This window comes from Pseudoalteromonas sp. UG3-2, from assembly GCF_037120705.1.
Lineage (GTDB): Bacteria > Pseudomonadota > Gammaproteobacteria > Enterobacterales > Alteromonadaceae > Pseudoalteromonas.
The window spans coordinates 3201319-3216665 of record NZ_JAWLJU010000002.1 but is presented as its reverse complement, the minus strand read 5'-3'; the positions used below and the strand labels follow the sequence as shown (position 1 = coordinate 3216665).

At 45.8% G+C, this 15347-nt stretch carries 16 protein-coding genes; 9 read left to right on the top strand and 7 right to left on the bottom strand.

The window, feature by feature from the left end:
• Window positions 1-67: 67 nt before the first annotated feature.
• Complete coding sequence (rdgC, locus tag R3P39_RS17665) at window positions 68-982, top strand: recombination-associated protein RdgC (protein ID WP_336569107.1); 915 nt, start codon at window positions 68-70, stop codon at window positions 980-982.
• Window positions 983-1131: 149 nt separating this feature from the next.
• Here rdgC and R3P39_RS17660 read toward each other — a convergent pair whose 3' ends face one another.
• Window positions 1132-1971 carry an HDOD domain-containing protein gene (locus R3P39_RS17660; RefSeq protein ID WP_336569106.1) on the bottom strand — a complete coding sequence of 280 codons (840 nt, stop codon included), beginning with the start codon at window positions 1969-1971 and terminating at the stop codon, window positions 1132-1134.
• Between the two features lie 355 nt (window positions 1972-2326).
• Here R3P39_RS17660 and R3P39_RS17655 point away from each other — a divergent pair, with 355 nt between their 5' ends.
• Window positions 2327-4021, top strand: coding sequence for a dipeptidyl-peptidase 3 family protein (locus tag R3P39_RS17655; RefSeq protein ID WP_336569105.1), 1695 nt, complete (start codon window positions 2327-2329; stop codon window positions 4019-4021).
• 74 nt (window positions 4022-4095) lie between these two features.
• Here R3P39_RS17655 and R3P39_RS17650 read toward each other — a convergent pair whose 3' ends face one another.
• Window positions 4096-4377 (bottom strand): hypothetical protein, encoded by a 282-nt coding sequence (locus R3P39_RS17650; protein WP_336569104.1) that lies wholly within the window; start codon window positions 4375-4377, stop codon window positions 4096-4098.
• A 124-nt stretch (window positions 4378-4501) separates the two neighbouring features.
• Window positions 4502-4900, bottom strand: coding sequence for an HIT domain-containing protein (locus R3P39_RS17645; protein WP_336569103.1), 399 nt, complete (start codon window positions 4898-4900; stop codon window positions 4502-4504).
• Window positions 4901-5011: 111 nt separating this feature from the next.
• Here R3P39_RS17645 and R3P39_RS17640 point away from each other — a divergent pair, with 111 nt between their 5' ends.
• Both R3P39_RS17640 and R3P39_RS17635 read left to right on the top strand, forming a co-directional pair.
• The gene (locus R3P39_RS17640; RefSeq protein WP_336569102.1) at window positions 5012-7243 is read left to right on the top strand and encodes a S9 family peptidase; all 2232 of its coding nucleotides are present in this window, start codon (window positions 5012-5014) and stop codon (window positions 7241-7243) included.
• 202 nt (window positions 7244-7445) lie between these two features.
• A complete protein-coding gene (locus tag R3P39_RS17635; RefSeq protein WP_336569101.1) occupies window positions 7446-9011 on the top strand; it encodes a methyl-accepting chemotaxis protein in 1566 nt (521 codons plus the stop codon).
• 357 nt (window positions 9012-9368) lie between these two features.
• Here R3P39_RS17635 and R3P39_RS17630 read toward each other — a convergent pair whose 3' ends face one another.
• Entirely contained in the window at window positions 9369-9620 is a 252-nt protein-coding gene (locus R3P39_RS17630; protein WP_336569100.1) for a hypothetical protein, read from the bottom strand.
• A gap of 134 nt (window positions 9621-9754) precedes the next feature.
• On the opposite strand from R3P39_RS17630, the gene R3P39_RS17625 reads away from it, so the two are divergent.
• From R3P39_RS17625 to R3P39_RS17615, 3 genes are all read left to right on the top strand, one after another.
• A complete protein-coding gene (locus R3P39_RS17625; RefSeq protein WP_336569099.1) occupies window positions 9755-9907 on the top strand; it encodes a tyrosine/phenylalanine carboxypeptidase domain-containing protein in 153 nt (50 codons plus the stop codon).
• Window positions 9865-10050: a hypothetical protein gene (locus tag R3P39_RS17620; RefSeq protein WP_336569098.1), complete on the top strand. Its 186-nt coding sequence runs from the start codon at window positions 9865-9867 to the stop codon at window positions 10048-10050. Before R3P39_RS17625 ends, R3P39_RS17620 begins: the two co-directional genes overlap by 43 nt.
• Before the next feature lie 89 nt (window positions 10051-10139).
• Window positions 10140-10925, top strand: a complete 786-nt coding sequence (locus R3P39_RS17615) for a hypothetical protein (protein WP_336569097.1) — start codon at window positions 10140-10142, stop codon at window positions 10923-10925.
• Window positions 10926-11209: 284 nt separating this feature from the next.
• Here R3P39_RS17615 and yaaA read toward each other — a convergent pair whose 3' ends face one another.
• Window positions 11210-11986, bottom strand: a complete 777-nt coding sequence (yaaA, locus tag R3P39_RS17610) for a peroxide stress protein YaaA (RefSeq protein WP_336569096.1) — start codon at window positions 11984-11986, stop codon at window positions 11210-11212.
• 257 nt (window positions 11987-12243) lie between these two features.
• On the opposite strand from yaaA, the gene tal reads away from it, so the two are divergent.
• The gene (gene tal / locus R3P39_RS17605; protein ID WP_336569094.1) at window positions 12244-13194 is read left to right on the top strand and encodes a transaldolase; all 951 of its coding nucleotides are present in this window, start codon (window positions 12244-12246) and stop codon (window positions 13192-13194) included.
• A 445-nt stretch (window positions 13195-13639) separates the two neighbouring features.
• On the top strand, window positions 13640-13828 hold the full coding sequence (locus tag R3P39_RS17600) for a DUF3545 family protein (protein ID WP_336569093.1): 189 nt from the start codon (window positions 13640-13642) through the stop codon (window positions 13826-13828).
• Between the two features lie 46 nt (window positions 13829-13874).
• Here the strand turns inward: R3P39_RS17600 and ung are convergent, their stop codons facing one another.
• Window positions 13875-14543: a uracil-DNA glycosylase gene (ung, locus tag R3P39_RS17595; RefSeq protein ID WP_336569091.1), complete on the bottom strand. Its 669-nt coding sequence runs from the start codon at window positions 14541-14543 to the stop codon at window positions 13875-13877.
• Window positions 14540-15346: a cobalamin-binding protein gene (locus R3P39_RS17590; protein WP_336569090.1), complete on the bottom strand. Its 807-nt coding sequence runs from the start codon at window positions 15344-15346 to the stop codon at window positions 14540-14542. Before R3P39_RS17590 ends, ung begins: the two co-directional genes overlap by 4 nt.
• Between the last annotated feature and the right edge of the window lies 1 nt (window position 15347).

Genomic DNA, 15347 nt, shown 5'->3' with positions numbered 1-15347 from the left:
ATGGCAATACAAGTTTACTGCTTTTTGCTATGATGTCGGCAATTTAATTCCAGATGGGCATATTTCTATGTGGTTCAGTAACTTAATCTGCTACAAATTCAAACAAGACGTATCTTACACACAAGAAGATTTCGAAAAAGCACTAGAGCAAGATGTATTTCGCCCTTGTGGCAGCCAAGATATGACAACTTTTGGGTGGACTAAGGCGTTTGGTAAACACGGTCAAATGCTATCGCATTTCTCCCAAGACAGTATTTTAGTGTGCGCCAAGCGTGAAGAAAAAGTCCTCCCAGCTGCTGTTGTCAACGAAATGGTGGCGGACAAAATCGAGCAAATCGAGCAACAAGAGAATCGCCCGGTTAAGAAAAAAGAAAAAGATGACATCAAAGAAAACATTCTAGCCACCTTACTGCCTCAAGCGTTTAAAAAATCGAGCTTACAGTTTGCCTTTATCGACCAAAAGTCAGGCTGGGTAGTGGTAAATAGTGCCAGCTTTAATAAAGCGGAAGAACTGCTTGCGCTATTACGTAAATCACTAGGAACCCTTCCTGTGGTACCTGCTTTTGCAAACTACGACTTAGACTTACAACTCACACACTGGTTGACTGAGTTTAACGCACCAGAGGGCTTTGCCATTGGTAATGACGCCGAGCTGCAAGAGGCTGACGATAACGGTGCTCAGGTTAAATTAAAACAACACGATCTCGCTTGCGATGAAATTAAAGCCCACCTTGAAAATGGCAAACGCGTAACCAAACTAGCACTGGATTGGCGAGAGCGCGTTAAGTTTATGCTGCAAAACGATGGTACTTTAAAGCGTGTAAGCTATGCCGATGCTCTTAAAGAGCAAAATGCCGACATTCCCAAAGAAGATTTAGCGGTGAAACTCGACGCCGACTTTATTCTGGTCTCTGAAGAAATTAAAGAGCTACTGGAAGAGCTAACCCAAGGCTTAGGTGACGACGAAGGCATCGACGCCTAACAGCATTTGCAGTGGTGCTAACAACTCACAGCGGTTTTTGTATTTAAAACCGCTGTAAGCCTCAGTTAGCTCAGCACGCTCGAACAAATTTCAAACAGCACTTCCTCAACAGTGGGCCTTACTGGTAAGTCACTTCACGACATTAGCGGTTACGCAAACATAGATTTAACGTCTTCTAATACCGCCAAATAATCATCGTCGGCAAATACGCTCACTTCTCTGATCACGCCCTTATCTTGATACAACTTTAATGCTGCCGTTTTATCGGACACTTGCAGTATGCCCTCGACAATGGCGCCCACGCGAATAAAGTCGACATAACACACTTGTTCAGGCTTGAAGTTCGGGTTGGCCCAGCACTCTGCTACCTCGATAAATTCGTCGGTGAATTCCCATTCGCGCATTATGGTGCCGCCTATTTTGCCTCCGAGCTTTTGGATGGCATGAGCTAAAAAGCTGGGGTTAGCAAAAACTTCTGGGTGACGCTCGGCTTCGGTCAGAATCGGGAGCACACCAATATTAAACACCAAAGAAGCCAAGGTAATGGTGTCGCGGTTTAACGAGGTGTGTTTGTTTTCGCGTAAATAAAACTCCATGGTAGTGATAGCCTGGCAAGCCACTTTTAAGGTCTTTTGCCACGCTTTATCCATATACGTTTTAATTAATTTATTATTTGAAACAAACAGCTGTTCCATTGCCATGGCTGTGGCAATGTTTTTAATTTGTCGCAAGCCAATGCGGGTGACTGCCTGGTTTAAGGTATTCACTTTGACCGAGCGACCTAAAAACGCACTATTGGCCACTTTAATCATACGTGCAGCCAGTGCCGGATCGTGTGAGATAACGTCCGCCATTTGCATCAAGTTTATATCTGGGTCGTCGGCTGCTTGCCTTACTTTTACCGCGATTTCGGGTAGCGTCGGTAACACTAACGTATCGTTATTTATCCTGTCGGTTAAAATTGTCAGTAGTGCATTTTCTGTAGACATGAATCACGGTCCCTTATCAATCTATTCGTTCTGCAACGCGATACTTTGGATAGCTGTTACGAATTTTTACCTAGACGCCCTAAGTATTGTCTAACTTTCAGATAAAGTTAAGAAAAACACAGAAAATAATCCATTATTTCTTTACCTGAAATAATCAAAATAAACCTGCAGACAAAAAAGTAAACTCTTTTCACTACTGGTTTGAGTTATCGCCATAAAATAGCATGAGCCGAGTGCACATTGCATTGCAAAGAGTGAAATACTCTGCATCAATAGCAAGGGGGCGATTAAATCGAGAAATTGGTGTAAAGTTGAAGCCACTACGAACAATATGAAGAAAATATAAGGGAGCACAATGAAACACTCTAAGATTTCAGCTGCCGTTGCATTGGCAACAAGTTTGACATTATTTGGCTGCTCAGAGCCACAACAGCAAAACTCCACACAAACCGCCGCAGAGCAGTCGGCAACGGCTGATAGTGGCTACCAGCTTGTTAACGCTGACCGTGACCGCCTAGATATTTACACTCAGGTGACCCTAAAAACCGACTTAAGCCATTTAAGCGACAATCAGAAAAAAATGCTGAGCCTGCTGATAGATGCTTCAGTCATAATGGATGACCTGTTTTGGCAGCAAGCATTTGGCGACAATAAAGCCGCGTTTTTGAATAACATTAACGATGACAAAGTTCGTCAATTCGCCGATATTAATTATGGCCCATGGGACCGTCTCAATGGCGACCAAGCGTTCTTATCTGAGTTTTCTGAAAAGCCCATGGGCGCACAGTTTTATCCTGCAGATATCAGCAAAGAAGAGCTGAACCAAGCCGACGTTAAAGATAAGCAAGGCTTATATTCTCTTATTCGCCGCGATGAACAAGGTGAGCTATACAGCATCCCTTACTCGACTGCCTATAAAACAGAACTTGGGCAAGCGGCCAAGCTATTACGCGAGGCAAGTCAGCTGGCCAAAGACAAAGAGTTTGCCAACTACTTGAACTTACGCGCCGACGCCCTAGTGAATAACAGCTACCAAACGTCTGATTTTGCTTGGATGGACATGAAAAATAACCCCATCGATGTAGTGATTGGTCCAATTGAAACGTATGAAGATCAGTTATTTGGCTATCGTGCTGCGTTTGAGTCTTATGTCTTGGTTAAAGACATGGCGTGGAGCGAACGCTTAGCTAAATTCGCCGCTTTTTTGCCTGAGCTGCAACAGGGCTTGCCAGTGGCCGACGAATATAAGCAAGAAGTGCCAGGCTCTGATGCCGACTTAAACGCATACGACGTTATCTATTACGCTGGCCACTCCAATGCCGGCAGCAAAACCATTGCCATTAACCTGCCTAACGATGAGCAAGTGCAGTTGGAAAAAGGCACCCGTCGCTTACAACTGAAAAACGCCATGCGCGCTAAATTCGATAAAATCTTAGTGCCTATTTCAGAGCAGCTTATAGTGCCAGAGCAGCGTAAGCACATTACCTTTGATGCCTTCTTTGCTAACACCATGTTCCACGAAGTGGCACACGGTTTGGGGATTAAAAACACCATCACTGGCAAAGGCACTGTGCGCCAATCTTTGCAAGAGCATGCCAGTGCCATCGAGGAAGGCAAAGCCGATATTCTTGGCCTTTACATGGTTGAGCAATTGCTGAAAAAAGGTGAGATCACGGAAGGCACATTAGAAGACTACTACGTTACCTTTATGGCTGGTATTTTCCGCTCTGTTCGCTTTGGTGCCTCAAGCGCTCACGGTAAAGCCAATATGATCCGCTTTAACTTCTTTAAAGACGAAGGCGCGTTCTCGAAAAACGCCGAAGGCTTATATCAAGTGAATATGGACAAAATGGCGGTTGCCATGGAGAAGTTGTCGAACTTAATTCTCACCCTGCAAGGAGATGGCGACTATCAAAAAGTTGACCAGCTTATTGCGACCCACGGTGACATTAAAGAAGAGCTGCAAAAAGACTTGGATAAGCTTTCTAAAGCCAATATTCCGGTTGATGTAACCTTTAAGCAAGGTAAGCAGGTACTAGGACTTAAGTAACCGCAAACCACCATGCCACAATGTTGCTTGTTGCAACACTGTGGCATCTCTTTTTAGCTTGCTAAAAGCGAGTATTAAATACAGTAGTCTTTTACTTCTTCTTGATGCTGCTCAATGGCTTGCGTTTGGCCTTCTGATTTCGCAATCGCTAAATTCACTTTGGCATTGTCGCATTTATCTTGTAGCTCTTTTCGCATCAAGTAGTTTTGATCTTTTTGCTGCTGTGTTAACCCTTCTATACCGCTGTATTCGGTTCTCTCTTCTGGCTTACGGTCCTTTTGATAAAGCTCCGCTGTGGTTGCTTCACATCCAACGACGAATAAAGTAGCCAATACGGGAATAATGACTTTTTTCATCTTAATACACTCCTTTATTTTTGTATCATCCACTATTGGGGTGTTTCACCTGTGACTGTGGTTTTGCGCTAATTTACAGAGCTGCCCGCAAAAGCAACTGAAATAAGCGCAACAGCTATGGTAATTACTGCTGCTCAAAACTCAATTTAAGTTGCGCTATTTGCTCGCTGGTGTAAGGCTGTGCTGGTAATAGCCCCCATACCGGTTTAGGCCAAGCTGGATCGCTTTTAAAGCGGGCAATATGATGCACATGTAATTGCGGAACCATGTTCCCTAATGCGGCGACATTGAGCTTGTCGGGGTTAAAGGTGTCTTGTAACAGTTTGCTTAACTTAGCTGATTCTTGCCAAAACTGCTGTTGCTGCTCATCACTGAGGTCGATGATTTCTTTTGCCTGAGCGACCCTGGGCACTAAAATAAACCAAGGATATTGTGCGTCGTTCATCAGTAAAACATCACACAACGACCAGTTTGCGATGATAATGCAGTCTTGCTGTAGTTGTGGGGCTAATTGATAGGCCATAGTACCACTCCTTAAGTCTTTTCTTCGGGGCACTCTATCCCAATTTGTTGCTATTGCAAAGCGGCTTCATTACCATTCCAAGTAACTTTAAAAAAAGAACAAGGTGGCACCGTGCACTCTCGTATTAAACATTACACGCTTGCCCTTCCGTTAGCCCTCGCATCTGTCACAGTCAGTGCAGAGCCGCTAACGTTAGAGCGACTTTTTGATGATCCATCCCTTTCTGGCAAAGCCCCCACTAACCTGAAGTTTTCTCCAGATGGCTCTCGAGTCACTTACCTGCAGGGTAAGAAAGAAGACTACAACCGCTACGACCTGTGGGAATACAATTTAAAAGACAACAGCAACCGCTTGTTGGTGGATTCTGCTGAGCTTTTTTCGGGGCCAGAAAACCTTTCCGACGAAGAAAAAGCCCGCCGTGAACGCCAGCGTATTTTTGGCCGTGGTATTTTAGAGTATAAATGGTCAAAAGACGGTAAAGCCCTGCTCTTTCCTCTGAATGGCGATTTGTACTATTACCAAGTGGCTTCGGGTAACAGCAAAAAGCTGACTGACACCGAGGCCTTCGAAACCGACGCGCGCTTTTCGCCCAAAGGCAACTTTGTGTCGTTTATTCGTGAGCAAAACCTTTATGCCATTGAGCTCAGCTCCGGCAAAGAAATTCAGCTGACTAAAGATGGCGGTGGCACCATCAAAAATGGCATGGCGGAATTTGTCGCGCAAGAAGAAATGAGCCGTATGACTGGCTATTGGTGGTCTGGGGATGAGCAACAAATCGCCTTTACCCGCATTGACGAAAGCCCAGTAGAAGAAGCCATTCGTAATGAAATTTACGCCGAAGAGGTTAAGCTGTTTAACCAGCGCTACCCTTACACCGGCACCGACAATGTTGAAATTGAACTGGGTGTGGTTAAGCTCAACAACCAACAAGTTGACTGGATTGATTTAGGCGCAGACAAAGACATTTATATTGCTCGTGCCAACTGGTTAAAAGATAACAAAACCTTGTCATACCAATGGCAAAACCGCTCGCAACAAAAACTGGAACTGCGCTTTTACAACACCGTAGATAAGAGCCAGCAAGTGGCACTGACAGAAACCAGCGACACCTGGATTAATCTGCATTTTGACTTGAAGTTCCTAAAAGATAAAAAACACTTTGTCTGGGCGTCAGAGCGCGACGGCTTTAAACACCTTTATCTATACAGAACCAACGGCCAGCTGGTACGCCAAATTACCCAAGGCGACTGGATTGTTGAAAGCCTTGAAGGCGTGGATGAAAAGAAAGGCCTAGTGTACTTCTCTGGCCGTAAAGATACGCCACTAGAAAGCCACCTTTACAGCGCGCCACTGTTTAAAGCAGGCAAAGTCGAGCGTATTACCGCAAAAGGCAGCTACCACAAAGTGGTGATGGCTGAGGACAACCGCACCTTTATCGACAAGAGTTCTTCGGTAAACCGGCCACCAAGCGTTGCTCTGCGCAAAGTAAATGGAGAGTTCGTTACTTGGCTGGAGCAAAACCAGCTAGACAGCGACCACCCACTTACGCCTTACTTGCCTGATTTAGTAACTCCAGAATATGGCACGCTAAAAGCCGAAGACGGTCAAACTATGTATTATCGCTTGTTCAAACCTGCAAATCTTGAGCAAGATAAAAAGTACCCAGTGATTGTGAACGTCTATGGTGGCCCTCACGCCCAACGCGTCACCAATAGCTGGCGCAGTAAAAACCTTTACTTCCAATATCTTGCCCAGCAAGGCTATGTGATCTTCCAACTTGATAACCGTGGCTCTTACAATCGTGGTAAACAGTTTGAAGACCCAATTTATAAGCACTTAGGTGAAGTGGAAGTGGCGGATCAAATTAAAGGCGTAGAATTCTTACGCACCTTGGATTACGTCGACCCTGAGCGCATTGGTATTTACGGTCATAGTTATGGTGGCTACATGGCACTGATGACCATGTTTAAAGCTGGCGATTACTTTACCGCTGGCGTGTCGGGTGCACCGGTGACCGACTGGGCTTTGTATGACACCCACTACACTGAACGCTACCTAGGTCACCCTAACACCAACGCCAAAGGCTATGAGCAAAGCGCGGTATTCCCTTATGCTGACGGCTTAAAAGGCCCACTGCTTATTTACCATGGCATGGCCGATGACAACGTGTTATTCACTCATGCCACTAAGCTATTTAAACAACTGCAAGACCAAGTTAAGCCATTTGAAATGATGACTTACCCAGGCTCTAAGCACAGCTTACGCGGTAAAAAAGTGCAAACGCACCTGCATCAAACCATTACTGACTTCTTTAATCGTCACTTTAACGTAAAAGCCGATTAACTCCCCCTTTGTCACCCAGCTTGAAGTGAGTTGGGTGACTTTCCTGCTCCGCCTACTACGCCTTAGGTCTAATTGTTTTTACTGAGTGCATAAGAAAAACTCAGCTTATTGTTCTAGCTCAATCTATACCAATCCAACAGCCGCTAGGCTAAAACAATAAGCATTAAGCGCTTTTGCATTTATCAGACTTAAGGACAGCATTATGCCTCAGCAGTTTTTTCGCCAACTAACTATCTTCCAGCGCCTTGCCTTGCTCATCGGTGTGGTCATTATCGGCGTGCTATTGCAAAGCATTGTCAGCTTGTCACAACAGTACAATGCACTGGAACAGCAGCAATACAATAAAACTCAGAGCCTAGTGGAAAATGCCCATAGCTTAATTGCTTATCATCATCAACGCTTTACAAGTGGTGAACTGTCACAATCAGAGGCCAAAGCAGAAGCCCTAGATGCCGTTTCGGCACTGCGCTACGAAGACAACAACTACTTTTGGATCAACGATTACCAGCCAGCCATGGTGATGCACCCGTTTAAGCCAGAGCTCAACGGCAAAGATCTCAGTCAGTCAAAAGACCCCTCTGGCAAACGCTTGTTTGTTGCTATGGTTGCAGTGGTCAATAAAGCTGGCGCAGGGTTTGTACCTTACCTGTGGCCCAAGCCGGGTGCCGATAAACCAGTGGCCAAAATTTCCTACGTGAAAGGCTTCAAACCTTGGGGCTGGATTGTCGGCTCGGGGGTGTACCTCGACACCATTGAAGCCGAGTTTGCCACTATCCGTAACCTGCTACTTATGACTATGGCCGTGTTAATTATACTCTTGTTTCCCTTTAGTGCCATGATCAGCAAAAGCATCATAACCCCGATTGCACACGCCAAAGCAATGATGCGAGATATCGCCGAAGGTGAAGGCGACTTAACTCGGCAATTAGATGAAAGCGGCAAAGACGAAATTACTGAGCTGGCGAAAAGCTTTAACCTTTACACCAATAAAATGCGCCACTCGATTGCCACGGTTGCAGACAATGCCAAGCACGTTGAAGCGCTTGCCGAACAAGTTCGCGCTGCGGGTGAAGAAAACCTCGCCTTTATCGAGTCGCAAAACGACAACAGCCGCCAAGTGGCCGCTGCTGCTGAACAGATGACCATGCAGGTAAAAGAAATCAGCAGCAACGCCAACACCGCCGAACAATCCGCGGCTGATGCCCGAAACAATAGCGCCCAAGGCAAACAAACCATCGCTGAAACCATCACAGCCATTCAGCGCTTATCGGATCAAATTCAATCGGTGAGCAGTACCACCAGCAGCTTAGCACAAGAAAGCGAGCACATCGGCTCGGTACTTGATGTCATCCGCGGCTTTGCCGTGGTCGCCGACGAAGTAAGAACCCTAGCCAGTCGCACCGAACAAAGCACAGACGAGATCCAAACCACCATAGAGCGCTTACAACGAGAGTCGCAACAAGCAGTGAGCGCGGTACAAACCAGTCAGCAAATATCCGCACAAACCGTTAGCCAAGTTGAGCAAGCCAATAGCGCGCTGTTAGAAATTGAACGCCTTATCGACGCCATTTCGGATATGAACAGCCATATCGCCAAAGCAACCGATGAACAAAGTCTCGCCGCCCAAGAAGTCAACGAGCGTATCGCCGCCCTATCTGACGCCACCCACCACTCACTCGACACCACCCAAGCACTCAACGACACCAGTGAACAACTAACCCAAGCCAGCCACCAGCTTAATGAAATAGTGAGCCGCTTTAAGGTGTGATTGTAGGAGTCGTTATGGTGTAGGAGTCGTTATGGTGTAGGAGAATGAACCTAAGTGTGAGCAAAGGCTTGCTCACACCATCAGCTTGTTTTTACTGTGTTTATCATACTTTAACCTCCACCCATACTGCTATCATACCCGCCGCCGAGTTGTTAGCTAAAAACCGCGAACTTGCAGCAACACCCCTTTCTTTACTTATTTTTTTTAGGCGACATCGATAAGTCAGTCAACGCCCATGGATGGGCGTAGAAACCCGTCACGAGAACAACGCAACCAATCCACCAAAGTAAAAGGTGGCTGTCCTTATAAAACCCCCAAAGGTGGCTGTCCTTATAAAACCCCCTTTGAATATAATTGTTAGCTGCCCTTCTCTTTTCGCTTATACCAAGTTTGCCTTCTAAAGCATACATAACCCAGAAACATACCGAGAATGACCATAGCTGACTGGCTCTCTATGATGCCACAAATCATAATAGGTACAGCAACAATTACAGCCGCTCTTACTCTTTGGTTTTTGGAGTAAACAGTAGGGACAAGCAACCCCTTTTTGATTGCAAAATACTGTAAAACCAGAACTACCCCGATTATCAATAAAATAATTAACTGCATTGTATGTGTTCCATTGTTACTTCGCGCCAGCTAACGCTGAAGTTTCTGATTATAAGCGTATTGCGCTACAAAGTACTATAGTCGTGACTTTCGGCAATTAATGTAACAGCAGTACTCAAGTTATAGAATACTTGATGGACTCGGGCATTCTGAGCCTTAATGAAGCATTTTCGCTGGCCACCCGGGTATTTCGTGTCGGTGGCTTTACCAAAGATCACCTTTACCTCAAAGGTTTTACCTATGTGTGCAACTGGCCCAACAGCGTAAGCTCGATAACCTCTATTTAGGAAAAACCGGCTTAGCTCAGCTTGATGCCCTCGATATTTTGGTTGAGCAAGAGGTATTGCAAGCGGCGAAGTACTTACCAGACACCAGCCGTGACCCGGAGCCCGATGCCATCTTAAGTTATCTGATCTCTTCGGTAAGGTAATAGCTATTATTATAACTCTATATTTTAATAGATAATTTTGTCACTGTGGCTATACTAGGTAGAAATTCTAAAAGCCCAGTGACAACCTCTTGCAGCAAACAGAAATCGACTTATTGGCCCATGAACTGGCTAACATCCGCCTGCAAGCGGATCTTAAGCTTGCAGTGAAAATACCCAGCTTTGCAGGCAAACCCTATCCGCTCGGGCGCTGCTTGGAAGTACGCGATGAAATGTACAAACGGATTGTGGCCGTGCTAAAGCAAAACAATGCACAGCTGGCGCCACTGCGTGAATACATGCAACAGGAAAATGCCGAATTAAAGAAAGTATGGGGTTCATTGCGCGATGAGTACTTTCAAAACGCGCTTATCGTTGGCGATTGGTATATCGACACCGCCAATGACACCGTGAATGCCAACAAACCTCGAGTTGAGATAAAACCACTGGCCATCTCTGGCTTTGCGGCCATTACTAGCTTTGAGCAGTTTGTTACAATTGCCAAGTCTTACTGGCAGGTCGAGGTATATAAAAACACTGTATTTCCAGCCATATCTCCTTATTTACCGCTTATTTGTGTGGACACTAAAGGCGCAACTTGGTTAGCAGCTGCCAATGATGACATGATTAAGGTGGCCAGCAACAGCGATTTCCTATTATCAGAACAAATATTAAAACAACTTCCAGAGCCTGACGCCAGTATTGCTTCACGTTGGAGGGCGACGTTAAATACGGTTAAGTCGCTGGATGAAATTTTATTGCAAACAGGCAGTCCTGAAGGTTTTTGCCAACTGTACAGGAGTGCTCAGAAGGCGCAGGATATGGCGTTTAGAGATAGAGTAGTACGCGCCTACATGAGCCTTCCAAAAGGCGCGTAATGAAGTTAGTTAAAACAAACTAGGATAAGTTGTCGATTGCTCAGTAACTTCCCATTTATCTTCTGTTGGTCTGTTCACTCGACATTGATTTTGCTGTTGAAAACATCTGTCTTCACAGCTTTGTACTTGCATAGGGTCCGAATAATCTTTGCTGCAGGTAAGCGAACAGGAACGAGAGTTACTGTCACAATCTACGGGTACATTACTTACTCTAGATGTGAATTTTCCGCTACAGCCGCTCATCAATACCACAGCGAAAGCCGTGGCTAAAAATAGTTTTGTTTTCATTGCTCTGCTCTTAAAAAAACTGGTTCTTGTGCCTTTTTAGTGGCTTCTTCACTGTAATAATACCCTGCCACGTCAAAGGCTTTTAAGCTTTCTAAATCAGATACTTGATTTTCTATGATATAGCGCGCCATCATGCCACGGGCTTTTTTCGCGTAAAAGCTAATGACCTTGTATTGGCCGTTTTTACAATCTTTAAACACCGGGGTGATTATCTCACCCTCTAGGGCTTTTTTATCTACCGCTTTAAAGTATTCGTTTGATGCTAAGTTCACCAACTGCTTGGTCTTTGCCGCAGCCATGGCTTCATTTAGTTTTTCGGCGATGGTGGTACCCCAAAACTCATAGAGGTTTTTACCCCGCGGGTTTTCAAGCTTAGTGCCCATTTCTAAGCGGTACGCCTGCATCAGATCAAGCGGTTTTAACACCCCATATAACCCCGAGAGAATACGCAGATGGTTTTGCCCATACTCCAGGCTGCTGTCTGATAAGCTTTCCGCCTCAAGGCCAACATAAACATCCCCGTTAAAAGCGAACACCGCTGGTTTGGCATTGTCGGCAGTAAAAGGCTGAGACCACTCGGCAAAACGCGCTGCGTTTAAGCCAGCTAATTTATCGCTGATCTTCATCAGCGAGCCGATGTCCTGTGGCGACAACTCACGGCATACCGAGATCAACTCTTCGCTGTGGTTGAGTAGCTCAGGTTGCGTGTAACGGTCAGTGGGTGCTGGCGTTTCGTAGTCCAGATTTTTCGCCGGAGAGATAACTGTGATCATAGATAGGTTGCCTATTGACTTAGCTGGTAATTAATGTCAATTTCAACACTATCCCTTGGTAACTTCAAGTCTTTATAGACTGGCAACCCAAGGCGATACAATCCGCCACATACAGTGGTTTCGCCTTAATATTTTCATCACCAACATGCGCTGATATGTCAGACAACGGACATATGACCTATCAAGCACTTTCATGGTGTTGCAACATAAGGCGTCTAATATCACTTCGCTGTTATCAACTTTGGAATGAGGAACACATGACTTCAGCACTAGATAGGCTAAAACAACATTCATCGATTGTCGCTGACACCGGTGACATAGAAGCAATCCGTAAGTTACAACCTGAGGATGCGACGACTAATCCGTCTTTACTGCTTAAAGCGGCCGATATGCCTGCTTATCAGCCTTATCTAAACGAAGCTTGGGATTATGCCAAAGCCAACGAAAGTGATGCTGACAAGCAATTAGAGCTTGCCTGTGACTATTTTGCCGTGGTTATCGGTAAAGAAATCGCCAATTCAGTACCAGGTTACATTTCCACTGAGGTTGATGCGCGTTTATCATTTGACACCGAAGCGACCATTGCCAAAGCCAAAACGCTGCTGGATTTATACCAAGCACAAGGGGTGAGCAAAGACAAAATCTTAATCAAGATTGCCTCAACATGGGAAGGCATTAAAGCCGCTGAAGCACTGGAGAAAGAGGGCATTAAGTGTAACTTAACGCTACTATTCAGCGATGCACAAGCGCGTGCTTGTGCCGATGCCAATGTCTTTCTGATCTCACCTTTTGTTGGCCGTATTTTAGATTGGCATGTGGCAAACGGCCTTGAAAAGCCAACCGATCCACTGCAAGACCCTGGTGTACAATCGGTTCGCAGCATCTACGAATTTTATAAGCAACACGGTTATAATACCGTGGTAATGGGTGCTAGCTTCAGAAACACCGGTGAAATCCTAGCGCTTACCGGCTGTGACAAGCTCACCATTAGCCCAGCTTTACTTGAAGAGTTAGCGGCCATGCCGGCCAACGATGACTACCTTCTTGAAAGCGACTTCACCCCAGCGGCCAAGCCTGCACCACTCACTGAAAGTCAGTTCCGTTGGTTGCACAACCAAGATGCCATGGCCACTGAAAAGCTAGCTGAAGGCATTCGCTCATTTGCTGATGCCCAAGAAGCCTTAGTGGCTCGCTTCAAAGCACTGTAAGTGCGCTGCACAGCCATTTTGTAAACGCCGCTTATGCGGCGTTTTTTGTTTCAAGCTCGCAGCTGACAAACACTAGCAAAGCGAAAAATTTTCAACTTAGTCTCTCCCATCACCACTTCCCTTACCTTATCAAGCCCGCAACCTTTGACCTTCATCAAACTGTCACTTTCTTTTAACCCCAAAGACACATTTGTGTTTTATTTTTGTTGCGGCTGTGGTATATCAATAATACTCGAAGTGAAAATTGATGCCGCTGTTCTCGGTTTTTGTATATAAAGCAAGCAATAATAAGTAATACGCTAGTATACAAAACCATCACACTTTGCACGGTTCCTCTTTTGAGGTTTGCCAAACAGTATGAAGAATCAACGGTGTCATTGCAGTTGTTGAGCTAATCGTCAAAGCAAATGCCACTTTGGGTTGGTTTTATCAATAGGAGATTTTCATGGATACCCTAGACGAGTTAATGCAAGTATTAGAAAGTCCAGAGGCTAGAAAAAAAACTTCATCTAAGGGCAAAAAAAGAAAGTGGCGCGAAATTGAAGCGCTAAAAGATAAACAGCGTTTACGCAAAGAACTACAGGAACTTGATATTTTTGCAGAAAGTGTTGATATAGACGAACTAGAGTTTTAACAAAAAGAGCGCCCTTGTGGCGCTCTTTTTCGTTTTCTATTCACCGCTAAGAAAGAGGCAACTGCCAGTCTATTGGTTGTTTGCCCATGCCACTTAGTAACTGATTGGCTTGGCTAAAGTGGCCGCAGCCAAAGAAGCCTCGGTGTGCGGACAGCGGAGAAGGATGCGGTGCGTGCAGCACATGGTGACGATTGCTATCAATCGTTTTGCCTTTCTTTTGCGCGTGCGATCCCCACAGTAAAAAGATAACGCCTTCGCTGTGGTCGTTCAGCTGTTGTATCACCACATCGGTAAAACGCTCCCAACCCAGTTTTTTATGGGAATGGGCTTGCCCCTGCTCCACCGTAAGCACGGTATTCAGCAATAGCACGCCTTGTTTTGCCCAGTCGAGTAAATAGCCATGCTCAGGGATAGTGAAGCCTTCGATGTCTTGGGCCAGCTCTTTGTACATGTTTTTCAGCGAGGGGGGTGGCTTAACCCCAGGTAACACAGAAAAGCACAGGCCATGGGCTTGGTTCGGTCCGTGATATGGATCTTGCCCTAAAATCACCACTTTCACTTGCTCAAATGGCGTGACTTTAAATGCCTCAAAAACTTGCTCGTGAGGAGGATAAACTTGCACCCCTTGTGCTCGGCGCGCAGCCACGTACTCCATGGTTTCTTGAAAATAAGGCTGCTGCTTTTCAGCCCCTAACACATCGCTCCAACTTGTCATTTCTCACCTTTATTTACTGTCAATTGCGCTCGAGAGCGGTCCAGTTTAACACACAAATCGGCGACGCCATTAAGCATGCGGACACTGTAACGATGCAACAAATCAGCATCAACGGTGATCAGCTGTTGTTGTTTAACGGCTGGAATACTGGGCCAGCGCTGCCATGCAACACTCGGGTTAGCCTGCCCCGATTGCTGCTGCGGGATAATAATGACCTCAGGCTGAGCCGCTATGACGTTTTCAATACTGATCTGCGGATAATCACTTTGCGCGGTTGCAAACACGTTGTCTGCTTGGCAGACATCTAACACTTGTTGCAGCCAGCTATTGGGGCCCACGGTCATCAGCGGATCTGGCCATAACTGATAAAAGGCAGCAATGGCGCGGCTGTTTTGATACTGTTTGCGCAATGCCAACAGCTGCTCAGTAAAGGCTTGCGCCACTTTTTCTGCCGCCGCTTCGCGCGCGGTTAACTGACCGAAATAACGCAACTCTTCAGCTAGTTGGTCAATTTCTTTTGCCTCACTGTAAACCACAGTTAGACCAAGCTGTATTAGCTTGTCGAGATCCGCCTGTTTATTGCCTGACTGCCAAGCAATGACCAAGTCGGGCTGCAGTGCCAATATTTTTTCTATCTGAATACCATGATGGCCACCGACCCGAGCAATGTGTTGCGCCGCTTGTGGGTAATCGGCATGTTCAACCGTGGCCACAATGCGCTCACCGGCACCAATGGCATACAAGTTTTCAACAATGTGTGGCGCTAAGGCTACAATGCGCTCGGCCGGTTTGGCTGTTGCCACA